The 25101-nt window shown below is 34.8% G+C and carries 23 protein-coding genes; 7 read left to right on the forward strand and 16 right to left on the reverse strand.

The features are described 5' to 3' along the window. Genes ACOMC3_RS15465 through ACOMC3_RS15490 form a run of 6 tightly spaced genes read left to right on the forward strand, consistent with a single transcriptional unit; the run spans window position 1 to window position 5963 of the window. On the forward strand, window positions 1–2064 hold the full coding sequence (locus tag ACOMC3_RS15465; protein ID WP_420316788.1) for a SpoIIE family protein phosphatase: 2064 nt from the start codon (window positions 1–3) through the stop codon (window positions 2062–2064). Then, the gene (locus tag ACOMC3_RS15470; RefSeq protein WP_420316789.1) at window positions 2057–2398 is read left to right on the forward strand and encodes an STAS domain-containing protein; all 342 of its coding nucleotides are present in this window, start codon (window positions 2057–2059) and stop codon (window positions 2396–2398) included. Before ACOMC3_RS15465 ends, ACOMC3_RS15470 begins: the two co-directional genes overlap by 8 nt. Next, complete coding sequence (locus tag ACOMC3_RS15475; RefSeq protein ID WP_420316790.1) at window positions 2391–2801, forward strand: ATP-binding protein; 411 nt, start codon at window positions 2391–2393, stop codon at window positions 2799–2801. The genes ACOMC3_RS15470 and ACOMC3_RS15475 overlap by 8 nt, the downstream gene beginning before the upstream one ends. Continuing rightward, a complete protein-coding gene (locus tag ACOMC3_RS15480; protein ID WP_420316791.1) occupies window positions 2802–3659 on the forward strand; it encodes a peptidyl-prolyl cis-trans isomerase in 858 nt (285 codons plus the stop codon). It abuts the gene before it with no gap. Further along, window positions 3613–4962, forward strand: a complete 1350-nt coding sequence (locus ACOMC3_RS15485) for a foldase protein PrsA (protein WP_420316792.1) — start codon at window positions 3613–3615, stop codon at window positions 4960–4962. Before ACOMC3_RS15480 ends, ACOMC3_RS15485 begins: the two co-directional genes overlap by 47 nt. A gap of 38 nt (window positions 4963–5000) precedes the next feature. Next, window positions 5001–5963, forward strand: a complete 963-nt coding sequence (locus tag ACOMC3_RS15490) for an AAA family ATPase (RefSeq protein ID WP_420316793.1) — start codon at window positions 5001–5003, stop codon at window positions 5961–5963. A 111-nt stretch (window positions 5964–6074) separates the two neighbouring features. Here the strand turns inward: ACOMC3_RS15490 and ACOMC3_RS15495 are convergent, their stop codons facing one another. From ACOMC3_RS15495 to galE, 3 genes are all read right to left on the reverse strand, one after another. Next, on the reverse strand, window positions 6075–7082 hold the full coding sequence (locus ACOMC3_RS15495; RefSeq protein ID WP_420316794.1) for a phenylalanine--tRNA ligase subunit alpha: 1008 nt from the start codon (window positions 7080–7082) through the stop codon (window positions 6075–6077). A gap of 36 nt (window positions 7083–7118) precedes the next feature. Then, window positions 7119–8156 (reverse strand): MraY family glycosyltransferase, encoded by a 1038-nt coding sequence (locus ACOMC3_RS15500; RefSeq protein WP_420316795.1) that lies wholly within the window; start codon window positions 8154–8156, stop codon window positions 7119–7121. A 164-nt stretch (window positions 8157–8320) separates the two neighbouring features. Next, window positions 8321–9337, reverse strand: coding sequence for a UDP-glucose 4-epimerase GalE (gene galE, locus ACOMC3_RS15505; protein ID WP_420316796.1), 1017 nt, complete (start codon window positions 9335–9337; stop codon window positions 8321–8323). A 210-nt stretch (window positions 9338–9547) separates the two neighbouring features. On the opposite strand from galE, the gene ACOMC3_RS15510 reads away from it, so the two are divergent. Next, a complete protein-coding gene (locus ACOMC3_RS15510) occupies window positions 9548–10699 on the forward strand; it encodes an ATP-binding protein (protein ID WP_420316797.1) in 1152 nt (383 codons plus the stop codon). A gap of 395 nt (window positions 10700–11094) precedes the next feature. Here ACOMC3_RS15510 and ACOMC3_RS15515 read toward each other — a convergent pair whose 3' ends face one another. The 13 genes from ACOMC3_RS15515 to ACOMC3_RS15575 all read right to left on the reverse strand — a co-directional run bounded on the left by ACOMC3_RS15515 (window position 11095) and on the right by ACOMC3_RS15575 (window position 25098). Then, on the reverse strand, window positions 11095–12465 hold the full coding sequence (locus tag ACOMC3_RS15515) for an undecaprenyl-phosphate glucose phosphotransferase (protein ID WP_420316798.1): 1371 nt from the start codon (window positions 12463–12465) through the stop codon (window positions 11095–11097). A gap of 59 nt (window positions 12466–12524) precedes the next feature. Further along, on the reverse strand, window positions 12525–13418 hold the full coding sequence (locus ACOMC3_RS15520) for an NAD-dependent epimerase/dehydratase family protein (RefSeq protein ID WP_420316799.1): 894 nt from the start codon (window positions 13416–13418) through the stop codon (window positions 12525–12527). After that, window positions 13402–14436, reverse strand: a complete 1035-nt coding sequence (gene gmd / locus ACOMC3_RS15525; protein ID WP_420316800.1) for a GDP-mannose 4,6-dehydratase — start codon at window positions 14434–14436, stop codon at window positions 13402–13404. The genes ACOMC3_RS15520 and gmd overlap by 17 nt, the downstream gene beginning before the upstream one ends. Then, entirely contained in the window at window positions 14433–15311 is an 879-nt protein-coding gene (locus ACOMC3_RS15530; RefSeq protein ID WP_420316801.1) for a glycosyltransferase, read from the reverse strand. The genes gmd and ACOMC3_RS15530 overlap by 4 nt, the downstream gene beginning before the upstream one ends. A 230-nt stretch (window positions 15312–15541) precedes the next feature. Continuing rightward, on the reverse strand, window positions 15542–16648 hold the full coding sequence (locus ACOMC3_RS15535; RefSeq protein ID WP_420316802.1) for a glycosyltransferase family 4 protein: 1107 nt from the start codon (window positions 16646–16648) through the stop codon (window positions 15542–15544). Then, window positions 16632–17849 carry a hypothetical protein gene (locus ACOMC3_RS15540; protein ID WP_420316803.1) on the reverse strand — a complete coding sequence of 406 codons (1218 nt, stop codon included), beginning with the start codon at window positions 17847–17849 and terminating at the stop codon, window positions 16632–16634. Before ACOMC3_RS15540 ends, ACOMC3_RS15535 begins: the two co-directional genes overlap by 17 nt. A gap of 62 nt (window positions 17850–17911) precedes the next feature. Next, window positions 17912–19096 (reverse strand): glycosyltransferase, encoded by a 1185-nt coding sequence (locus ACOMC3_RS15545; RefSeq protein ID WP_420316804.1) that lies wholly within the window; start codon window positions 19094–19096, stop codon window positions 17912–17914. Window positions 19097–19102: 6 nt separating this feature from the next. After that, on the reverse strand, window positions 19103–19984 hold the full coding sequence (locus ACOMC3_RS15550) for a 6-hydroxymethylpterin diphosphokinase MptE-like protein (RefSeq protein WP_420316805.1): 882 nt from the start codon (window positions 19982–19984) through the stop codon (window positions 19103–19105). 17 nt (window positions 19985–20001) lie between these two features. Then, window positions 20002–20868, reverse strand: a complete 867-nt coding sequence (locus ACOMC3_RS15555) for a hypothetical protein (RefSeq protein ID WP_420316806.1) — start codon at window positions 20866–20868, stop codon at window positions 20002–20004. Between the two features lie 4 nt (window positions 20869–20872). Then, a complete protein-coding gene (locus ACOMC3_RS15560) occupies window positions 20873–22318 on the reverse strand; it encodes an MBOAT family O-acyltransferase (RefSeq protein ID WP_420316807.1) in 1446 nt (481 codons plus the stop codon). A 26-nt stretch (window positions 22319–22344) separates the two neighbouring features. Then, window positions 22345–23013: a 6-phosphogluconolactonase gene (pgl, locus tag ACOMC3_RS15565; protein ID WP_420316808.1), complete on the reverse strand. Its 669-nt coding sequence runs from the start codon at window positions 23011–23013 to the stop codon at window positions 22345–22347. Further along, a complete protein-coding gene (locus tag ACOMC3_RS15570; RefSeq protein WP_420316809.1) occupies window positions 23006–23671 on the reverse strand; it encodes a cytidylyltransferase domain-containing protein in 666 nt (221 codons plus the stop codon). The genes pgl and ACOMC3_RS15570 overlap by 8 nt, the downstream gene beginning before the upstream one ends. Beyond that, a complete protein-coding gene (locus ACOMC3_RS15575; RefSeq protein ID WP_420316810.1) occupies window positions 23668–25098 on the reverse strand; it encodes a hypothetical protein in 1431 nt (476 codons plus the stop codon). Before ACOMC3_RS15575 ends, ACOMC3_RS15570 begins: the two co-directional genes overlap by 4 nt. Window positions 25099–25101 lie beyond the last annotated feature (3 nt).

The raw sequence follows: 25101 nt of genomic DNA on the forward strand, positions 1-25101 counted from the left end.
GTGTCAGAAAAGGTAAAAATACGGTTAAGCTTTCTGGGAGCAATTATCTGCTGGCTCTTGTTTACAGGCTCAAGTATTTACCTGTTATTCGTGCAGAACTATGACATGAAGGTGGATTTTTCTAACTTCTTTCCTCAGCTGTGCTTCACTGGATTTGTAATTTCTACTTTCGCCTATTACCGATACATGATCACCAAGGCCGATAGTCTAAACTTCACAGACCTGCTTTGGAAAGTATTTATTACAGGGCTTATTACAACATTAATTTCCCTGGCAATCAGGTTATTTTTTACTGTTTTTGCTCAGAGCACGTTAGTGGAAAGTCCGCTTACTGTCAATTTCTTTTATAATATTTTGGTAGGACTTGTGGTAATCTTCATGGTATCTACAATGGTTGTCTGGAAACGACTAATACTCTACCAAAAGTCTAAAAATCTACTCCAGTTATGGAGCTTCTTCGAGATCGCTTTGGTTGGCAGCTTGTTATTTGATTTTTTTGGCCTTTCTTATGTAGACGCTAATTTCAGAGTAGCTCTTGTAATTCTAGGCTGTTTTTCTGTTATCTTGGTATTTAACCTCAAATGGGTCGCCTATCTTAACTTCAAACAGAAGTGGAAAGGAATTTTATTCATATTGCTCTCAGCAATTTATCTCTATCATTTCCTTCTCAACTTGCTCAATTTTTCGAATACCAATGTTTTGGTCTTAGACCTTTTTGATAGAGTATTTATTTGGGGAGCGTTTATTTTCCTATTCCTGTATGCAATGATTTCCATCCTAGTTACACTGTTCAATTTACCAACCTCATCAGTATTTGAACAGAAATTAAAGGAGGCATTGGATTTCCAAAAGTTAAGTCAATCCATCCCTCGCGGAGAGACTAAAGATCAAACCTATGAAATACTTCTAGAGAGTTCTATGAGTGCAGTTTTTGCTGATGCAGCTTGGCTTGAAATCAATGAAGAAACAGGTACAAATCAAGTAATCAGAAATCTAAATAATGCTGATGTAAATGAAATTAAAGCTTCAATCAAGAGCGATACAATTAAGTCCATTATTGATTTTAAACTCAGAAGTGAAATTTCTTCAGGAAAAATGACCGATGACTTGAAGCATTCGAAATTCAAGTCCATCATAGCATTACCGATGATGGTTCAGAATAAGCAAATCGGCTACATCGTTCTTCTAAATGAGGTTTCAGAAGCATTTAACAGAGAAATGGTAAACATCATTACCACATTTGTTAACCAAGCAAGTATTTCACTCGAAAACCTATCCTTGATAAAAGAGTCCATTGAAAATGAACGGTATAAGGAGCAGTTGAAGATCGCCAAAAATGTTCAGAAGAGTTTATTACCTACAGAACTTATAAATAACGATCACCTTACAATGGCTGCCTTTAGTATGGCCGCAGATGAAGTTGGAGGTGATTATTATGATATTCTTGAATACCAGGAAAATAAGTTCGGCTTAATTATAGGTGATGTTTCTGGCAAAGGAACGAGTGCTGCATTTCAAATGGCTCAAATGAAAGGAGTATTTCACAGTCTTGCAAGTCAGGGGCTTTCTCCCGTAGAGTTCAACAAAATGGCAAACATTGCGTTAAGTCAGTGCCTTGAAAAAACTTCCTTCATTACCGCTACATATTTTGACATAAATACAGACGATAATATTTTACATTTTTCAAGAGCAGGACACTGTCCTAGTCTGTTTTACTGTAAAAATGAAAACAATGTAGATTTTCTGAAATGTGATGGAATGGGCTTAGGAATTGTTAGAAACTCAAGCTATTCAGAATACGTTCATAGCAATACAGTAAACTATCATGCGGGAGATACATTACTCCTGTATACAGATGGTATTACGGAGGCGAAGAACCGTGACGGAGCTCAATTTGGAAGTGAAAGATTGAAGGAGTCATTCACCACTCACGCCTCTAAATCACCAGACTTAGTGAAGGAAGGAATTAAAAATGATCTCGCTGAATTTATTGGAGAGATGATAATAGATGATGATTACACTTTAGTAGTCGTTCAGTTTAAAGACAGACAAAAAAATGGCTGATATAACAACGGAAAAAATAGATGACATCCATTTAATAAAAGTAGATGGAGAAATAGATGCTGGGTCCAGCATCTATCTGGATGATGCAATTAAGTCAGCAATGGAGCAAGGCGAAAAAAAGATTATTGTTGATTTGTCGCGGCTGGACTATATCTCATCGGCTGGTTTAGGCGTATTCATTTCTCATCTCGATGAATTCAAACTAAAAGAGATAAAACTCACACTGTTTGGAATAAATGAAACTGTAAGGCAGGTTTTTGAAATTCTTGGATTAGAAAAATTATTAACAATAGTAGAAAATAAAGAAGGAGCAATTAGCTCGTTTAATGAGTAATAAAGTAACCATAGGGTGCAAAAAAGAGGAATTGGTGAAAATTCGTCAATTCACCTCTGATATGCTTGAACAACACAAAGTCCCTGACTTGCAAGCTCACAAGCTTGTATTGGCCGTTGACGAAGTATGCGCCAATCTTATTATTCATTCAAATAACTGTAATCCAGAAAGTCATATTGAGTTTGATATTGTTTTCAAAACCAAGCAAATAGTTTTCACTTTTAGAGATAAAGGTGTAGGGTTTGACATAAACAATTATGAATCCCCATCCATGGAGGAATTGGTTTCTTCCCGCAGACAAGGTGGGCTTGGTCTTATGCTTGTAAAAAGAATAATGGACAAAATTGAGTTCTCTACTGAAAAGAATCACAATATTTGCAGGCTTATTAAAATGTATCCTTAGGTGAGAAATTTCATCATTTTTTATTCAATATTTTTTACTCTAGCTGGATGTCAATATTTCCAGCCAAAGGAAACATCTACCAAGAAGGTGATTGCCCGTGTAGGTGATAAAGAACTGGAAGAAAATAGCATCAAAGAATTGATACCAGCTAATCTATCACCATTAGACAGTTCCGTTTTTGTAGAAAAATTTGTCACTGACTGGGTCAAAAAACAGTTGATGATTAGTCGGGCAGAACAAGCCATAGACTTTAATGAAGCAAGAATTCAAAAAAAAGTATTGGATTATCAGTATGCTTTAATGGTTCACGAACTTGAACAAAAATATATTGATGCCAATCTAAATGAGCAAGTTGCTGATGATGAGATTAAGGCCTATTACGCTGAAAAGTCCGAAAACTTTGTTTTAAGACAAAATCTTGCAAAATGCATTTATTTTAAAATACCTTCCAACGCCCCAGACATTTGGAGATTTAGGAGAAATCTTAAGAACTACCCAGCTGATACGACTCAAATTTGGGAATATGCTGGAACACATGCTGTAAAGGCTTTCATAGAAGACTCAGTTTGGGTGAAATTTGATGAAGTACTTCTCGAAACTCCCCTAAAAGACATCAGTGATAAATCTAATTTTTTAAAATCTAATTCGAGTATAGAAGTCTCAGATGAGGAGTTTATTTATTTTTTGAAGATTTTTGAATTCAAGCTCATCGGCGAAATTGCTCCTTTGGAATTTATTAAGGAGAGTGTCACTGACATTATAATAAACAAGCGAAAAATTGCTCTGAAGAAAGAGCTGGAAAAGGAAATTTATGAAGAAGCAGAACAGACAAATGCGTTTGAAATTTATAATAACTAGCATAGCATTTACATTGTCCTTCATTTCAATTGCACAGTCTAATGAGGTTGTGATTGATAAGATCATCGCTAAGGTTGATGATTATATCATTCTAAAATCTGAACTTGAAAGATCATACCTTGATTTTTTATCAAGAGGTCAAATGAGGGGCAGCAATGCTAAGTGTCAAATACTTCAACAGATAGTGGTAAATAAAATGCTAATGGCTCAATCGGAGATTGACTCGATTTTCGTTTTGGACGTAGAAGTAAACAGCAATTTAGATAGAAGGATGGCAGTCATGGCTCAACAATTTGGAGGAGAGGAAGCAATAGAAAAGGCTTACGGGAAAACTATTGATCAAATTCGTTCTGAAATATTTGATAACATCAAAGAACAATTGACGATACAAAGGATGCAATCAGAGCTTACAGCCAATCTTAAAGTGACTCCATCAGAGGTTAAAAAGTTTTTTAAGGATATACCCACTGACTCATTACCCTATTTTTCTACGGAAGTTTCGATTGCTCAGATTGTGAAAGAAGCTGAGCCTGGTAAAGAACAAAAAGATAAAGTAAGGAACTTGCTCCTTGATCTCAGAAGTCAAATAGAAAGCGGGATCTCATTCGAAGTGCTGGCAAAAAAATATTCTCAAGATCCTGGATCTGCTGCTAATGGAGGTCAACTTGGATTTTATAGTCGTGGTGAGCTCGCACCAGAGTATGAAGCTACTGCATTATCCTTAAAACCTGGAGAGGTTTCAATGCCTGTTGAATCACAATTTGGTTTTCACCTGATCCAATTACAAGAAAAAAGAGGTAACACCTATAAATCCAGACATATTCTCATCACACCTCAACCCAATCAGAAAGATTATGCAAATACTGAAAGGTATCTTGATAGTTTAAGGAATGTGATTTTATTGGATAGCATTACCTTCCAGTCTGCAGCAAAAGAATATTCAGATGATCAGGTTACTTCATCAGCTGGTGGCTTCTTTCAGGATGAAACAGGAGCACTTCGGATTCCCGCTGATCAATTGGATCCCAACATCTTCTTCACCATCGATACAATGAAAATTGGAAACATCACCAAACCAATAAGATTTCAAAAAGAAGATGGTACGTATGCTTTTAGAATTATTTTCTATAAAAATAAAATACCCCCCCATCAAGCGAATCTTGATATTGACTATCAAAAAATTGCTGCTGCAGCTCTCGCTCAAAAGAAAAATAAAAAAATATCTCAATGGTTTGATAAGGCAAGAGGCAATGTCTTCATTGAAATTGACCCTGAGTATAATTATTGTAACCTCACGAACTAGGATACGATTAAGAACGAGAGATTATAAAAAATTAATGTATGGCTGAAAGTAAGGATGTTAAAATAGCTGACGAATTAGCTACTGATTTTGAAAAATTAGAGAAGGAAATTTCAAAGAAAATTGTTGGCCAAAATGATGTAGTAAGGCTTCTTATAACCTCGCTTTTTTGTAATGGTCACTCTTTGCTAGTTGGGGTTCCGGGGCTTGCAAAAACGCTTCTAGTGCAAACAGTTTCCAAGTGTCTCGGCTTGGATTTTAATAGAATTCAGTTCACTCCTGACTTAATGCCATCAGATATTCTTGGAGCTGAGACTCTGGATAAAGAAAGAAACCTTCGCTTCATTCAAGGGCCTATTTTCTCAAATGTAATTCTAGCAGATGAGATAAATCGAACACCTCCAAAAACACAATCAGCGCTACTTGAAGCAATGCAAGAAGGAGCGGTAACAATTGCTGGTAAAAATTACTCTCTTGATAAACCCTTTTTTGTATTGGCTACACAAAATCCAATTGAACAAGAAGGAACCTATCCATTACCGGAAGCTCAATTAGATCGATTTATGTTCATGATAAAATTGGACTACCCACAGTACGAAGAAGAAATAGAGGTGGTAAAACGAACGACCTCTGATATTACTGAAGAGATTTCCGAAGTAGTCTCAAAGGACATTATTTTAAATTATCAACAGCTTGTAAGAAAAGTTCCTGTAGCTGACAATGTATTTGATTACACCGTAAATCTTGTTGCAAAGACCAGACCTGATGGTAGCAAAGCAGACAACCTCGCTAAGGAATACCTCGAATGGGGTGCTGGCCCAAGAGCAGGTCAATTTTTGATTCTAGCAGCAAAATGCAATGCACTTATAAATGGGAAATACTCACCTGACATTGAGGACATTAAGCGAGTAGCAGCTCCAGTTCTAAGGCACAGGATTGTAAGAAACTTTAAAGCAGAGGCAGAGGGAATAACAGAAGACAAGATTATCGCTGATCTTCTCTGAATTTAATCAACAAATCCCCTCCCGGGAGCGGTTCGACGATTCGAGGTAGGGGAAGGTTGAAGTCTATTTGAATTTTTTCTTTGCTGTATTTCCGCAAAGACATAGAATTACTTAAAACTGCTTCAGAAATCGAATATCGTTCTCAGAAAATAACCTCAAATCATCAATTTGATATTTGAGCATTGTTATTCGTTCGATTCCCATTCCGAAAGCAAATCCACTGTACTTAGTTGAGTCTATTCCGCAATTTTCGAGCACATTGGGGTCCACCATTCCAGATCCAGCTATCTCAACCCATCCCGTTTGTTTACAAATCTTGCAACCTGAGCCACCGCATATAAAACAGCTGATATCAATCTCAGCACTCGGTTCGGTAAATGGAAAATAAGAAGGTCGTAATCTAATTTTTGTCTCCTTACCAAACATCTCTTTAGAGAAATGGTAAAGTGTATTTTTTAAATCTTTAAAGCTGATATTCTCACCAACAACCAACCCCTCTACCTGATGAAAGAAGCAATGAGCTCTTGCTGATATAGCTTCATTCCTATAAACACGGCCAGGCATGATGGATCGAATGGGTGGTTTCTTTTTATTCATCAATCGAATCTGCACATTGGAAGTGTGAGTCCGCAATAGTATATCCGGATTTTTTTCCACAAAATATGTGTCTTGCATTTCACGGGCAGGATGATTCTCAGGGAAGTTAAGTGCAGTAAAATTATTCCAATCATTATCTATCTCAGGACCATCTTCTACGTTAAAACCTTGTCGCTCAAATATTTCAATGATTCGACTTTTCGTTTGTGAAATTGGATGAACTGAACCCTCTTTTCCAAATGTACCAGGAAGAGTTACGTCAACATCTGAAACAGACGAGCTTTGAGAATTTAAAGCATTGGATAACTCTTTTAATTTTTCCTGAGCCTGATTCTTTAATTTGTTTAAAGCAGGGCCCAATTCTCTTTTTTGTTCAGAGGGAACACTTTTGAACTCATCAAATAGATCATTGATAACATTGTTTCGTCCCACAAATTTGAGACGGAAATTTTCAACTTCCTGATCCGTTTTTGCTACAGCTGATTCTACCTCAGAAATGAGTTCTTTTACTTTTTCGAGCATATCCAACAATTCAATTTTGGATTGCAAAAATACAAATTATAGGGAGGTATGTTCCTTGCTAAGTTTAATTTCTGGAGGAATGAGTTTAGCAAGTCTTGAGGCTTCTCTTTTGATCAGTTTTCTATCCAATAATACCCCAAGAAGCACGGTAGTTATTGTCATCAGGAGCATGATCCACAATTCACCTAAGGATTGAAAAGTAACTACAAAAACCAAGATTAAGATGTTGTAACCTATTAAGAGCATTGTCGATGAAGAATGGTTAAAACCCAGCTTCAGTAGAACGTGATGTATGTGATTTCTATCTGGAGCCAATGGGGGTCTGCCTGTTGCAAATCGAATAATAAAAACACGCAAAGTATCATAAACTGGTAAGACAAATAGTGCGAGGCTGGTTGCCACAGGTGCTTCAATAACAGAAGGTGGAGTTGGTACTGCTAGGAATTTCACCATGAGAATTGTAAGCATGAAGCCGTATACCATAGAACCTGTATCACCCATAAATACTTTAGATGGGTACCAGTTATATAATAGGAAACCTAGTGAAGCTCCAACGATTGCAAATGCGAAAGTAGCGTCTATCAAATAGCCACTTTGCAAGGCAGCCCATCCTAAGAAAGCAGCAATTACCAAAGCTATGCTACCGGCAAGACCATCAATTCCATCTATTAGATTGAATGCATTGGTCATCACGACAATAACGAAAACTGTAAAAATTTCATCAATGACCCATGGGAAATTATTAATTCCAAATAAACCATGAAGGCCTTCTATTTTAATTCCCCCGAAATACACCACTAGAAATGCGGAGAATATCTGAACAACTAGTTTGTGGTGCGCCATAAGACTCGAAAGATCATCCCTAACTCCAAGTAGGAATATTAAAACAGCACCTCCGATGAAATATTTTTCTGACGCTATTTCAGTCATTGATCCCGCCATTATTATTGCAAGAAATATTCCAATAAATATGGCAATGCCTCCTAAAGAGGGTGTGCTTATACTATGTATTTTTCGCTTATCAGGCCTATCTAATAAATCGATCGATCTGAACACTCTTATAATGACAGGCATTAAAGTGAGAGTGACCAAGAAAGACGTTGCTATGGCTAGCGGCAAACTCATCGATTATTTTGTGATTAGGGATTAAGAATATTAAAGAACCTTAAAAATGTCAATTTTTAAAGGGAATATTTAACTATTTCGGTAAAATGCTTGATTTTATAGGTAAAAAAAGATCATTCCTTGATTGAAAGTGATTTTTGCCACTCCCAAGCAGTTTTCATCATGTTATCCAGGTCTCTCTCAGCTTTCCATCCCAAGATACTATTGACTTTTTTTGTGTCTGCATATATCTTTTCAATGTCACCAGGTCTCCGATCTACAATCTCATAGTTTAGACTAATTCCGGTGACCTTTTCAAAAGACTGAATAACCTCCAAAACAGAATTTCCTTTTCCTGTTCCGACATTAAACATATCATAGTTGGTATCCATTTTTTCAGCATGCTCTAGTGCTGCAATATGTGCATTGGCTAAGTCTACCACATGGATGTAATCTCGTATACATGTGCCATCCGGTGTATTATAATCACCACCGAAAACATTCAGCTTTTCCCTGATACCAGCTGCTGTTTGCGTAATGAAAGGAACCAAATTGTTTGGAATACCTAGAGGTAATTCTCCAATGAGTGCAGACTCGTGCGCACCTGTGGGATTGAAGTAACGTAAGGAGATCGCTTTAAAATCAGGATTTGATTTGCAATAATCCTCGATGATTTCCTCACAAACTTGTTTTGTTTTTCCATAAGGTGATTCAGCGGGTAGTTTGGGAAACGATTCGTCTACTGGCAGTCTATCAGGTTGACCGTAGACCGTACAAGATGATGAAAATATAAAATTTGATACTCTAAACTCTTGGGATAGTTTCAGCAGATTAATAAGTGAACCTAAGTTGTTCTCGTAATAATCTAAAGGTTTCTCAACTGATTCGCCCACTGCCTTATATGCTGCAAAATGGATGACTCCATCAATGATTTGATCGCTGAATATTTGCCTTGTTTTGTCAAAATCAACCAAGTCGATATTTAAAAATGTAAATTGAGTCCCCGTGATTTTTTTTAGACGATTAAGCACCTCTTCTTGGGAGTTTGAAAGGTTATCAACAATGATTGGATTGTATCCCCTATGATGTAGTTCCACTACCGTATGTGAGCCAATAAAGCCTAGACCACCTGTCACAAGAATGTTTTTCATTCCGCAAAAGTACATAATGGACATGGCTGGAACTTTATGATTCTAGGGTTTGATATAATCAACACGATAATCAATTTGTTTACAGCAACCCTAAAGGGTGATTAAATTGGTTTCATTCTTTTCTATTATAATAAAAATGAAAGATTTGTAAAGAAGAAAATACATAATTATTTGTGTAAATTTAAAGTTACACTTGAATTTAGTACAATAATGATTCATCGTGAAATTGAAACAGAACTTCGAAGGCTCTCCAAAGAGTACCCTGTTGTAACCATTCTTGGACCGAGGCAGGCTGGAAAAACAACCCTTGCAAAGTATGTTTTTGATCAACACCAATATGTAAACTTGGAACTTCCAGATCACCGTTTTCTTGCAATGAATGATCCCAATGCTTTTTTTAATCGATTTAAGCGACCTCTGATTATCGATGAAATCCAAAGAGTCCCGGATTTGCTTTCCTACATACAAGTTATGGTGGATGAAACAAATAAAGTAGGTGAGTTTATTCTTACAGGGAGTAACCAGTTTGAACTAAGCCAATCTGTTTCGCAATCACTTGCTGGCCGTACAGCCATATTAAAACTGTTACCACTTTCTATCAATGAGCTCACTAGAAACGGTCAAGAGCTCAATAGAGATGATTATCTTTCAATGGGTTTCCTCCCTAGAATTTATGATCAAAATCAACACCCCTTTAAGGCATATGGGAACTATTTAGAAACTTACATAGAAAGGGATTTGAGACAACAAATAAATATCAGGAATCTAACCTCCTTTAGAATTTTTCTCAAATTGCTTGCGGGAAGAGTGGGTCAGGTTCTCAATTTAAGTTCTTTATCCAATGACGTTGGAGTATCTTCTACCACACTAGCTGAGTGGTTATCTGTTTTAGAAGCCTCATATATCATCTATAGGCTACCCCCTTATTACAATAACTTTGGTAAGAGGCTTATTAAGTCACCAAAAATTTATTTTACCGAGATAGGCTTGGTCAGCTATCTATTAGATATAAAAACCCCTTCAGAAGTAAGCAGAGATCCTTTATTAGGTGGTCTTTTTGAAAACCTTGTCATTATTGATCTTCTAAAAAGTAGGTATAATCGGGGACTTTCTCCTAGTCTTTACTTCTTTAGAGATAACCATGGAAATGAGGTTGATTTGCTTATCGAAGAAAGGCGAAAATTAATTCCAATTGAGATAAAAGCGGCAATGACTTTCCATGACCGTTTCGCCAATGCGATAAATAAGTTCAGAGTATTATCTAAAAGTGCAGAAAAAGGATGTATTGTATATGCCGGAGAATTAGAGTTTAAATCCGAAAATTATTCTGTGATTAATTTTCAAAACACCAACTTTCTGTGATCTTCCACAGTAAAGTATTGCTTTTTGTTGTTTAACCTGAGTTCGACGTAAGAATAAAGGAAAATGCCTAAAATCCCCTCCTTGGAGGGATAGGGGTGGGTTTTTTGAAAAAAAAATTTCCTTTTCACTCAAATTTCATTCAATAAAAGACGAATTTCTTGTAGACCCACCTTTTCTTAGAAACGTCTGACCGCTCACAAAGAGGAGACTTAGTGAGTCTGAATAAATCTAGAGTTCTAGTATCGAACTCAGGTTATTTATTAATTAGAAATCAATTTGATTTACCCCTGCCCTAAAGGGAGTTAAATTGATCTTTTCATTCGCATTGAATGTGTTAGCTCAACATAACTTATTAGTGTTTTAAGCAGCCAATAGCTAAAGGCCAAAGCTAACAGCTAATACGCGTTTTGATCCCCTTTGATAATTGCCATTGCGGTCAATATTATAATCTTGAGATCTAGAATCAATGACCAATTCTTAACGTAGAAACGATCCAATTTCACTCGCCCGCTCATGTCACTTAACTCAGATGTCTCTCCTCTAAACCCCCTTGCTTGTGCAAGCCCTGTTATTCCAGGCTTAACTGCATGTCTCTGCCAAAACCGATCAATTTTTGGTTGGAACTCTTCGTTAAGCTTTATTGGATGAGGACGTGGACCCACTACTGACATGTCACCTAAAAATACATTAATGAATTGAGGAAGTTCATCAATAGAAGTTTTTCTTAGGATCGCTCCAATTTTGGTGATTCGATTATCGTTTTTGGTTGCTTGTTTGAACTCAGCATTTTTTTGAAAGGTCATGGTCCGAAACTTCCAGCATAGGAAGTCTTTGTTATCCTTACCATCTCTCTTTTGCTTAAAGAAGATCGGTCCTTTTGATTCCATTTTAATGAGTAATCCGATAATTGGAACCAGCCATGAGAAGATTAAAATGATAAATATTGAAGAGAACACGATATCAAATGAACGCTTGATAAATCGGTTCATCAAACTATCCAATGGAATGGTGTTAACGTTTATTATTGGAATACTTCCGAACTGCTCAATGGAAAGGTTATAATTTGAAAGCCTACTAAATTGCGAAATCAGATTGACTTTTATCAAATTATTCTCAGCAAAATCAATCACATCTTTAACTTGTACATCGCTTAACTGAGGAAGGCAACAAAAAACGATATCTGCTCCTTTGTCGAGTGTATAGGTTTCAAATTCACTTAAAGGTGGATCAGACTCACCTTTATCATCTACAACTCCAACGAGTTGATAACCCAGCTCAGGTGTTTCCTTAAAATATTGTCCAAGAGACTCAGACAAGTCTCCTTTCCCAATAATCACCACTCTTCTAATGTTGTAGCCCTTTATTCGGTAGTACCTGATCAAATAATGCCAAATACTCCTCCACCCAAGGATTAGAATAGTAAAAACTAAATAGGTAGCAAATAGATATTTTCTGGAATAATCAACAGGCTGTAAAGCAAACCAAAGAGCAAAAACAATGGAAAGATTAATAACGAGACCTGTTAGCACCTTATTCAGGTGATCAAGGAGTCGAGAGTTTCGATTGATTCTTTGGAGATTAGAGCTAAAGAAAACACCTATCCAAACTACATTTAAGATAACCTGTAAAAGCTGATAATCTTCAGAAGGAACTAGATATCCAAAACGATATTCGTTCGCCGAAAACACGCCAATATTTAAACAGACTAAATCTACGAGGAGAAATAGTATGGGGAAATATTGGGAATATCTTTGATTAGATGGCATTAACTGATTGCAAAGGTAATGCTAAAGTTCAATAGTAATATACAAGTTATAGCTGAGGTTTAATTCTCAAGCATATCTTTCAATGTATCACATATTGGTTTAGATTCTGGTATCTGGATAAAAGTAGAAAGCAAGCTTGTTGATCCCCTTAATTCGAAGATCTCATTCTTCCTTACAAATTTCGGATTCACTTTTATTTCAATTTGATGTCGCGCTAATTGTTCAAGTTCATTTAAAATTTCAGTGATTGAATAGGTGATTGAGGAGCATACATTAAGAATTTGAGAATGCACATCACTCATTAACAATCTGAAATAAACCTCACATAAGAAATCTATACTATTAAACTCTCTTTTAACATCTATATTTCCAAGCTCAATTACATCCTCACGATTTTTAAAATGATTTACAAGTTTTGGAATTAGAAAGTTATCGCCTTGCCGAGGGCCAGTATAATTAAACGGCCTGGATATCAAAAGAGGTAATCTCTCAAAGTAATTGAATACAATTCTTTCCATTGCCAATTTAGAGCACCCGTAGTGATTGGCTGGTTTTGGAACCATGCTTTCATCAAGAACTGTGACACCTTGATTACCGTAAATGGTCGCACTACTTGGTATCAATATCTTTTGTGGAACATGGGAAACATCAATTAAGGATTTCAATAGATTTTCAGTGCCCAATGTATTAATGCGATAAAAATCTAAGGAATTTGGATGATTAACAAATGATATAGCAGCCAAATGCACTATAAAATCAGGACGAGTATCCTTTACCACCCTCCTAATGTTTTCAACATCGTCAATATTCAACTGGATCATCTTGCTTCTACCAGAATTAAGAGATGTGCCAATGACATCAAAATCTTTATCTTCTAAATAAGAAGTTAAATGTTGACCAGTAAAACCTTCTGCTCCTGTAATTAAAACTCTTTTTTTAGAAAGAGGCTCCATCGTTATTTCTTTGAAGATCTGACTGAACCATTAATTTGGTTAGATTAGATAAATTTGTTTCCGGTTTCCATCCAAGTTTAGATTTTGCCTTCGAAGCATCCCCTATTAGTAGTTCCACTTCAGCTGGTCGATAAAATTTTGGATTGACCTTAACAAGCGTTCTTCCAGTTTTCGAATCTATACCTGTCTCATTTTCTTCTTGACCATTCCACTCAATATCTATTTCTATTTCTTTAAATGCCAAAGTGACAAAGTCTCTTACTGTACTCGTAACTCCAGTAGCTAGAACATAGTCATCTGCTGCTTCTTGCTGAAGCATCAAATACATCCCTTCAACATATTCTTTTGCAAACCCCCAATCTCTTTTTGCATCGAGGTTGCCTAGATCAATCGAATCTTGTAGCCCGAGCTTAATCTTGGCAACCGAATCAGTGATTTTTCGAGTAACAAATTCTTTTCCTCTTAAAGGAGATTCATGATTAAATAAAATACCACTACATCCGAAAATATCATACGATTCACGATAATTAATCATAATCCAATGTCCATACAGTTTAGCAACACCGTAGGGACTTCTTGGATAAAACGGAGTAGTTTCCTTTTGCGGAATTTCTTGTACTTTGCCAAACATTTCAGACGTAGAGGCTTGATAAAATCTAATTTTTGGATTGATAATTCGAATGGCTTCTAACAAGTGAGTAACACCCAACCCTGTAATTAACCCGGTCATTATTGGCTTTTCAAATGAAACCCCAACAAAGCTTTGGGCAGCTAGATTGTAAATCTCATCAATCTCATATTTGGAAATTATTCTGATGATATTGGCCTGATCTGTGAGATCTAATTCAACTAATTCTAGATTAGGATTATTTCGAATATTTAGATATTCAATTCTCCAAAAATTTTCACTACTAGTTCTCCTAAAAGCTCCGTATACTTTATATCCCTTGTTTAATAACAACTCTGCTAAATAAGCTCCGTCTTGACCCGTTATACCTGTAATTAATGCCTTTTTCATTTCATTATCTGTCCTATGAATGCCTCTAACTCATTCTTAAATCTTTCTTGAGAAAACCGTTCAGCATTCTTCCGTAATACATCGGGCGCAAAAGTAAGCCTTTCAAAATTAGTAATAGCTTCATTTAAAGATTCAACTGATTGTTCATAAAAAAAATAAGCTGTCGCTTTATTCTGGTTTTTATGATATGGAATCATTGTGTCTAAAACACCACCTTTCCCAAATGCAATAACCGGCCGTCCAGCAGCATTCGCCTCTATTGGTGTCAATCCATAATCTTCATACTGAGGAAATACAAATCCTTTACAATTCTTATATAATTGTGCTAATTCTGAATTTGAAAGCATTTCGTGAAATACAATATTATCATTTGCAATGCTTTTCAAGTACCCCTTCATGCTACCCCTACCAACGACAACCAGTTTTCTCTTAGAATTATTGAATGCCTTGATTGCCAAATCAACTTTTTTATATGGTTCCAATCGAGACACAATTAAGTAATAGTCTCCAATATTTTTTGATAATTCATAATTATCAAGTTCTACGGAAGGGTTAATGATTGGTATGTAGCTTTCCGGCTTATATGACTCAATAAGTCTCTGCTGAGTCTCTCGAGTCATTGCAATGAAGTGATTTATCTTTTGAGATTCTTGCTGGTCAATTTTTCTCAGAATACTGATGACAGTATTAAAAATATATCTAAGGATTCCTTTTGAATTTGTATAAATCGGGTAGGAATTGGGATTCCAAGCCAATCTAAATGGTGTATAGCAATACGCGACCACCCTGCTTTGTGGATCAATTTTTACGTATTTACCACAGTAGGTAGTTGATATTATTACTAAATCAAATCCCTTAACACTTAAAGATTTCATAGCTATTAAACCGAAAGGGAAAAAAAACCATTTCATCAAAAATTCGTTCCTTGCAAAAAATTGAAACCACGTTGTGTGAATTTTTTTTGTTTTGAACTCCGGATAAGTTAAATCAGGTCGATATGCTAAAGTGTAAATTGGTGCTTCCTGATATATTTCACTAATCGTTAAGGCCACTTTTTCAGCACCACCCCGCCTCATCAAGTCATCATGCACAATAGCCACTCTCATTAATCCAATATGCTTTTTATGTGTTTTAAAACTTTTTCATTGAAATCATCCCATGAGTATTCATCTACCTTCTCGTATCCTTTCATAATTAATCTTTCTCTCATTTCAGAATTACTTAAAATTTCAATAAGCTTTTGAGACATATCTGTAACACTATTAGGATCACAATAGATTGCGGCTTCCCCACAAATCTCCGGGATTGAAGATGAGTTAGAACAAAGAACAGGACACCCTAAACTCATTGCTTCAAGAGGAGGCAAACCGAACCCTTCATATAGCGAAGGGAAAAAAAGCGCCTTTGCTTCTTTATAGAACAATGCAAGTTCCTTGTCATTTATATATCCAGTGAAAATGACATTTTCATAAAGCTTCTTTTTATCCTTCAGCAATTGAGAAATACTGCTATCGCCGGTAAGAAATCCCTCTCTCTTTCCAACAATGCAGAATTTAATATTATCAATTTTATTTAGAACAAGTTCAAAAGCCAATAGTGCATTGTATAAATTCTTATGGGGTTTGATATTGCCTACGAATAAAAAGTAGGGTGAATCTAATTGTATCTTTATTGAAGAATGTACTATCAATCGATCTACTCCACACTTTGCTATCAGAATTTCCTTAGGTTGAATGCGTAAATATTTTACAATCTCCCTTTTCGAAAATTCTGATATGGTTATAACCGAATGAGCTCTTAAGCTTGCCAGGTTGAACATGATTCTTGCATACAGTCTTTTTGAAAATGAAAGAGACTGATTCATTGCAAGATGATTCACATCTGGAAAGAAAACCACGTTTTTTTTCTGCCTAAAAGACAAAACTGGAAAATTGTAATGCGGTGAAATAAAAATATCACAATATGGCATTTTAAAAGGAATCTCCAATTGTTCCTTCAATGAATAAATGGATGCTCCAACATTGATTACCCTCAAACTTTCCTTATACCATTTACACTTTGAGATATCATCTTTCCTGCCTAGTAGAATTAGATTTTTTTCTCCAAAAAATTCTACAAAAGCAGGTATAAGTGAGTTAATATATCTTCCAATACCAGATACATTAATCATGCGAGAATCAATGACCAGCTTCTCGTTATGATTCAATTTCATTAATTTCCATGTTTGACTGAGGTTTAAAGCAAATGCTAAGTGCAATAGAAAAGGTTACTGCAATCTGATATAAATAAGTAGTTATCTGTGAAATATTCGTCAACGTAAGAATCGAAATAGCCATTATTGAGAAAATAAAAGAGTTACGACCCTTTTGTTTAGCCAAAAATAAAGCACCAAATATGAAAAAAATATAAAATAAGAGTCCTAAATAACCATAAGACCTTATCAGAAAGGAAAATTGGTTTTCAATTAGAATTGCTAATGCAACTCCTTTACCAAACAATAGCTCAATAAAACTATTATGTTTGGTCATTGCTTCTTCTACAGCGTTTCCCCTTATATGATAAGTAGCGGTAACCAAATGATTACTAATCTCAGAATCAACTCCAAATACCTTTAATTTAAAGTAATAGATTATAAATTCGCTTTTAGATGTTACCATAACAGTGATTGCATCAAGTGTTTTTTTATCTATATACCCAACTACAAAGGAGACGATAATTGTTAAAACGAGACCAATTAAAAATAGAGAATAATATGTTTTCCTAAGAGCTTCCTTACCAACAAACCGACTGCCAAAAAAAATTACGGTGATAATTATGAAGCCATAGGTAGCAAATCCAGTAGTTGTTGCTTGCATTAATATCCCCAAACTAAGCACAAAAAATTTTAGGATAAACTTGTTAATTTGTCCTTTAGTAAATAATAATATTAAAAGTGTAATTGAAATACTTTGACTATCTGATGTTGGATAACCACTACTTATTCTTCCCCTGTATGGTCTGAATTCTGTTATAAATGGAAAATGAATAAAGTATGATATAACACTGAAAATGATATAAACAACATAAGCATTTATTAAAAAATTGGCTAAATGTAAGTAAGATCTTTTAGTGACCTCTTCATACGTTGAGAATAAAAAAATGAGTATAAAAAACTCAATTGTTTTTACGTGCATTCCTATTGGACTTAGCTTTGGATTATCAACCAAATGCAGAAATGCGAATGTTGTTAAAGTACCAACCGTTATTACATAAATAAAAAAAAGAACTAAGAATATATTTTTTCTAGGGTTAGGCAATCTAAATTTCAACTCAAATAAAACTACAATAAGTAATAATAAAGTGGTTACCTCCTTGACAAAACTAAATGGATAAAATATTGAATTGTGCCTAATTCCATCATAGATAGCAAGCACAATAGATATCTTAAATAAAGAATCATATATCTTGTACTTGGATATCGTTAAAGTAGATGACATTAACTGTCTTTAGAAATTATTACTCGATTGTAAAGCTTATAATACTCATCAAGATCAATACTGATTAAGTCTTTCAACTCATTTTTTATATTTTGCTTAAATTCATCTATTTTATTTTCATTGTCAGTTAAGTTATCGATGTAATTAATTAGCTCTGATTGATCAAAATAAATATACCCTGTTTTGTTATGCATGATTCCTTCCTTAGCTCCACCGAAATTTGATGATATTATCGGTTTACTGTAGCCTAGTGACTCTGCTACAACTCTAGGATATGGATCATTCCATATTGAGGAAACAATAACTACATCTACTCTTGGATAAAAATCACTTTGTTTAAGTCTGCCAACAAATACGATCCTCTCGTCTTCAAGCGCCTCTTCAACACAGTGTTTGTAATATCTTTTATCACCAGCACCAGCAATGATTAGCTGTGAATTATTTGATTTCGTCTTCTTAAATGCTCTTATTAACTCTAATAAACCTTTTGTTTTTAATATGTTACCTATATAGCCAAACACAACTCCATTTTTTGATTTTTCAGGCTCGAAATAATTGACTGCTTCAGGACTAGTTTTTATCACTTTTTTGATACTGCTTTTATAATAGCCTCTTTCTAAATGCTCATTAAGCGTATGAAGAGATACCCCGACCACAGCACTGCAGTAATGACTGAAATATTTTTTTCCTTTGAATAATTGAATCATTAGAAGCATTGCAAGAGAACTTAACCTACCTTGCCGGAATAGAGTGCCAGATGGTTCAATCATTGAATAAGTGTTTAGCGTTTGAATGGTTGGGATTTTTTCCCGTGATAAATACATAAATATTGAAGAAGAAAAATCCTCAATATTTCTAAAATGCACCAAATCAGGCTTTATATTGGTTTTGATATACTCAACGATGCTTTTTGCATTTGGATTAAATACTTCTAGAATATGCCAGATTGTTTTAGATAGGAATTTTTTATGTTTGGAGTAATATGACCAGTAGATGTTTATTGGCTTAATTCGATGAACTTTTATGCCATTTTCATAATCTATAATGGGTTTATCGGCAAATGTTAATACTTCAACTTCAAGATCTTCTATATTCTTTAATCCCTCTGCCAATCTTTTTACAGAATATTCTCCACCACCCAAATAATATGGATGATATTTTGATGTCGCAATTAAGATTTTCAACAGTTCTCAAGTTTTATTTGTGAATAATGAATTGAACTCTATTTTTTCGAATGCTTCAAGCTTAGAATTTACACCAGCATTATAAACCTTTCGACCTGTGGATTGAAAAACTTCATTTGCTTTTTCATACGCCTTGTTCTGAATATCAACATGAGGAACACCGATCACATCACCTATTTTATAGTAATGATCACTAAAATGTAGGCCTCTTACTTTGTGGATGTTTTGCTCAGTGATTTCTATTTTACCAGGTGGGAATAGTTTAGGCAATTCACCATAATTATGATCGATTCCTAAGACATATACTTCAGAGAAACCTAAGAAGTAGGCCCACTGCAACATTATATATGAAATTGTAGCGCCTAAAAACACTCCAGATGCAAATTCTCTTGAAAATTTTGGACTACCTTCGAGATCGAATCCATGTCTAGGATTAAAAAAAACTGTATCTGTTGACCTTTTAATGTAGTAAGCATTATTTAACCCTACTAATTTGGTTATTTCAGTCAAACTATTAATATCCTTTCTTCTTAAAAAAGTTTGCTCTGTATCTTCAAAAAAAAGGTAATTAGTTTTAAAACCTAGATTGTCAAACTCTTTGTAAATACCATTAGCGCCAATGATAATTTCATTTTTCAAATTAGATAAATCCATTTGACGGAGACTAGGGCCATTCCCGAGCAAAAAACATCTTTGTCCTTTATGTTTATTATAATATTTTTCTAATTTAGTTTGGTATCCATCTAAATGTCTAAATGATTTTCGTCCATCTTTTTGAAATGAAATCCCAGGATAATCAAAAAACATGTACTTTGTAATCAAAGACCGAAATAACCACATCGGAAATTGAAATGGCGAAAATTTTATACTCCCGTACTTTAATTTCATTTAATAAATTTAATTTGTTACAAACCATGGTTGGTAGCCAAGTTTAGCCAACCTCTTTCATTAATATAATGACTTAACAAAGTGGCGCCTTCCGCATTTAAATGCCCCGTGTCTGCAAAGTATTTTTCATCCATTGCAAAACTACTAAGATTTATATACGGAACTTCTTGAAAATACTCTTTATGAACACTTAGCGTAATGATTTGCTCACGCTGAAGTATTGGGTGTACTGGTGTATTAAGGAATATAATTACTATTTCATTACTATGACAGTAATCAACTATTTCTTTTAAAATCTCAAGATGAAGGCTAGAAACATTATCATTATCCGGATATTCATATTGCTCAATAGTTCTTTTCAAATAGTCTTTCCTGTTCGGGATAAATCCTCCTAAAGAACGATCTTGTTTTGCTAAGTAGTAAGGTATGTTACCCAGTTGGGCGTAAAACTGTTTTACTAATGCCTTCGGCTTATTTTGTAACCAAAACATGACATCATACCTGGTAATGAATGGCATGTAATATTTCAATCTTAAAAGATGTTCTTCGTCTAGCAACCAATGGTCTATTACGCCTTGACGTATGTTGTGTCCTGCAAAACTGACCACAACTGTATCCAACTCACCATTCCAATTATGGTACATTTTCAATTTTTTAAATGTATAATAATAGGCATCTCCACCCATCGAAACATTTATACTACTCCTTAAAATTCCAGGATTTATTCCTTGTTCAGCGCGAGAATCGCCAACAATTAGTGTATTATATGACTTCTTAGGGAGACATATTGATTCAAATACTAGCCTATTAAGAAAAAATAGAACCAGAACACAAACCATTAATATGGAAGAAAGCATAATAATCTTTCTCAGGAATAATTTCATGTACTTAAAATTGGAAGTATATAAATTTCTGACCTGCTGAGTGAAAAGCAAGAATGAATACAGTTAAGCCGACATAAAACCCCCATCTAATTGGTTTAGGCCAATTCACTGCTATTTTCTCTATGGCAAAAGATTGATGTCTTCCTACCCATTCAATTACAATCAAAATAATTAAGAAAACAGGTAGCTTTTTGTAAGAATACTCATCAAGCTGGGGCATTAAGAACAAATCATGACTAAAAATACCAATTATATATTCCGTTGCATGAGTTAGGCTCTCTGCTCTAAAAAATATCCACGCAAAAACAGTCAGAGAGAAGGTGGATAAAATTGATAGCCCCTCTCTTATTGATGGGAAGTTCCGGCCTTGAGAGATATCATCCAAATACTTTCGGTTCCTTTTCGCCATCATTAATGGAATAAAATACATTGCATTAAGAAATCCCCACACGATAAAGGTCCAATTCGCTCCATGCCAAAAGCCACTCACAACAAATATGATAAAGACATTTCTAATTTTTTGAACAAAGCTTCCCTTGCTTCCTCCCAGTGGTATATATAAATAATCCCTAAACCATGTACTCAATGAGATGTGCCAACGCCTCCAAAATTCTGCAATATCACGCGAAAAATAAGGATATCTAAAGTTTGTCATTAAATCAAATCCAAATAGCCTTGAAGTTCCGATTGCAATATCAGAATATCCAGAGAAATCACAGTAAATCTGAAAAGTAAAACATATAGCTCCTAATACCAGAGTGCTCCCCGAGTAGTAATCAGAATTATTAAAAACTTCATCTGCTAATAAAGCACAATAATCTCCTATTACCATTTTCTTGAAAAGACCCCAAGCAATTTGCTTTATTCCATTTACAGCTTTGCCATGTTCAAATGTTCTTTTCTTGAAAAATTGAGGTAATAAATTAGAAGCTCTTTCAATTGGGCCTGCAACTAGTTGCGGAAAAAAACTCACAAAAGAAAAAAATGAAATAATATCTTTTGTTGGTTTCATTTTACCCCTATAGACATCAATTGAATAGCTAAGAGTCTGAAAGGTATAAAAACTTATTCCAACAGGTAGAATAACATTTAACCTTGACGGTTCAAAAGAATGTCCAAGTAGGGTAAAAGCGTCTACAAAACTTTGAGTAAAAAAATTATAATATTTAAAAAATCCTAAGAATCCCAGATTCACCAAGAGACTGAGCAGAAGCCATTTCTTCTTATCAAATGCCCTTGTTGTTGACTCTATTCGCAATCCCACAAAAAAATCAACAAAAGAACTAAATATAATTAGACCTAAAAATCTCCAGTCCCACCAGCCATAGAATACATAGCTTGAGATGAGTAGTAACGTATTTTGGATTCTTAGATTCTTATTGGCAAAAAACCAATAAATTATAAAAATAACCGGAAGGAATATTGCAAATTCGATTGAATTAAATAACATCTTTCTTATCTCTTATCTCCGCCGAATTATGAACAATAAAAAACCTCTTTATTAAAAATTAAATTAATAGGATATTTCTTGTCTTTTGATAAAATCGAATTCATTTTTTTTACATTGTTTACCATAACAAGCTTATGCTTAGCAGCATTAATCACATCTAATGACATTGATAGTCTAAAAAGACCATGATAACGGTTTTCTGTTGAAACAACCTTTCTGCCTGTTTTTAATTCTTCACTATTAGGAAAAAGTGAAGCTACATGACCATCTTCGCCCGCTCCTAAAAGCATTAAATCGAAGACAGGATATTTAAAGTCAAAAAAATGATCCAAAGTGTCTTCATAATCGAAAGCTGCTTCAATAGGTTCCATCTCCCCTTTCATTCTATAGACACCTCCAACTTCTTTCAATGGTGAGATTAAATACTTATTTGCGAGGGCAAAATTACTACTTTCATGATCAGGACCAACACATCTTTCATCGACCCAGAAAAAAACCACATTAGACCAAGGAATGATACTGAAGTAATTTGCCCTAAGCATTTCAAAAATTAACTTAGGTGTTCTTCCTCCTGAAAGCACTAAACTGAAATGACCTTTTTCACTCACAGCATTAATTGCCAAATCAGAGACTCTTTTGCATATTGAAGAAACGAAAGAATCTTGATCTTTCATATGATTAATGATATCACTCATCTATTTTATGATAAAGTGCTTCAGCAATATCGAGATCTTCTTGAGTTTTAATCACATGAGCAGCCAAACTATTGACTTCAAAATATCCCACATTACCTGCATATGTCGAGCAGTTTCCTGTTTCGTAAGCATCCATGTATGTAGACCTCTTCCATCCAGTAATACTCCAGGTAATCCTCTGAATCGGAGACAAATCCTGTGAGTTATCCTTTCTGGACATAGTAAAGTTAACTGGCGTTTCTTTGTAGGCACATTCAATCTGTATATTCTGTGCACTTAAGAGAACATCGTATTTCTCGCTACTTAGTTCTTTAACGAAAGAAACAATATCAGTCTTCTTAAGTAAGGGGGCGATACTATGAATCTGCACCAAATAATCACATTCATGATAAGTAAAAAATTCGTAGACAAAATCTTCGCTTGTGGCTTGATTATTTGCCAGATTTTCTGGTCGCTTATGAAAATTCACTCCTAAAGACCTGGCAACTTCTCCGATCTCTTCAGACTCGCTATTCACCCAGACCTCATCAAATACTTCAGACTTAATGGTCTTATTAATTGCATGAGAAATCAATGGTTCTCCTTTCAACAACTTTAGGTTTTTTTTCTTCAGTCTTTGACTCCCTAGCCTTGCAGGGATCATTGCAATTATTTTCATGTAAAAAGTATGTAATAAATAATATTAATAAGAACCACAACACTTAACAAAGGCAAAAGTAGATTCTTTTCAAACCTAAGAAAAGTTGTCCCCATAGTCTTATAGACTCTTTTAATTAATAGTGGTACTGTGAAAAGTATAGCGATAGTTTGTGCTACTGGAAATATGAGCACACCCCATGATTCATAGCCAATAAAGAACACTGAAAAAAATACTATTAAAACCAGAGTAGCATTAATGTGTTCGATAACCTGATTTGCTTGATTGGAAATGGCTAACCCAAATCCAGACCACCTATTTAAAAATGCAGAAATGGAAAATAGCATTATTAACTCTATAGAACCCAATCCAACATTACTATCTATTAAGGCTAATATTTTATCGCCGAAAAATAACAAACTGATATACCCAAGTATGAAGACTCCAAAACTTAAATATTGAACTCTCAATATTGTTGGAATCAGTCTTTCGAAATCCCCTCTACCTCTTAATCTTGAAATAACGGGAATTTTAGATTGAAAAGTGGCAGATGTGAATCTTTCCAAAATATCGAAGACCCTCTTCGTAAGTAAAAATGGACTAGCAGCTTGCGGACTAAAAAGCTGGGCAACTAAAATACTTGAAATATTTTTCACTACCGCTGAAATGACAACAGTGATGCCACTTTTCCATGCGCTGTCCCAAACAACAATAAAAAGGCTCTTGTCGAATCTACTTTCTAAAGCTTTGATTCCTAATTGATTGAATGTTCGTTTATAATAAATAGCAGTGATGAGTGAAGCTGCAATTAAAATAAATTGATATACTAACACTATCGACAATAGGGAAGGGTAACTAAATAAGACAACTATGATAAGTACTAACCCAATCAAATTAGTAATACCAATAATTCTCTGAGTTAGATCTACTCGGTTTATACCCTCTAAAAATACCTTATAGCTTCCAAGATAAAGATTAAATGAACTAGATAAGATAACGATGGTCCATGAAATCCAACCAAGGTGTGGAGAATCCATTTTACTGATCGGATCCATTAATGCAAAGTACCCACCAATGGCTAATAGAATTAATTGAACTAGCGATAAAATTGTGTAGAGCCTAATCAATAATGACAAAATCCTACTTAACTCCCCTTTATCATAGGTAGAAGAAAAACCAAGGGAAAGCTTATCTTTCAATGTAAGAAATTCATTAATCTTTACTCCTCCAAATGAGTATGATATGAATCTTGTAAAGGTTCCACTAAACCCAAACAAAACACCTTGTGATATAGTCACCACTGCAGAAAATAGAAACCAAACATTTATTTCCTCTACAGTTAATTTGGTAACAACAATTGGTATTGCTATTAATCCATTTAACAGGGTAACCCCATTACTAAACCATGTGTTAAAAGTTGCTGATTTTACTAGTTTTCGGAAATTCATGTG

The sequence above is a fragment of the Ekhidna sp. genome, assembly GCF_965212185.1.
Lineage (GTDB): Bacteria > Bacteroidota > Bacteroidia > Cytophagales > Cyclobacteriaceae > Ekhidna.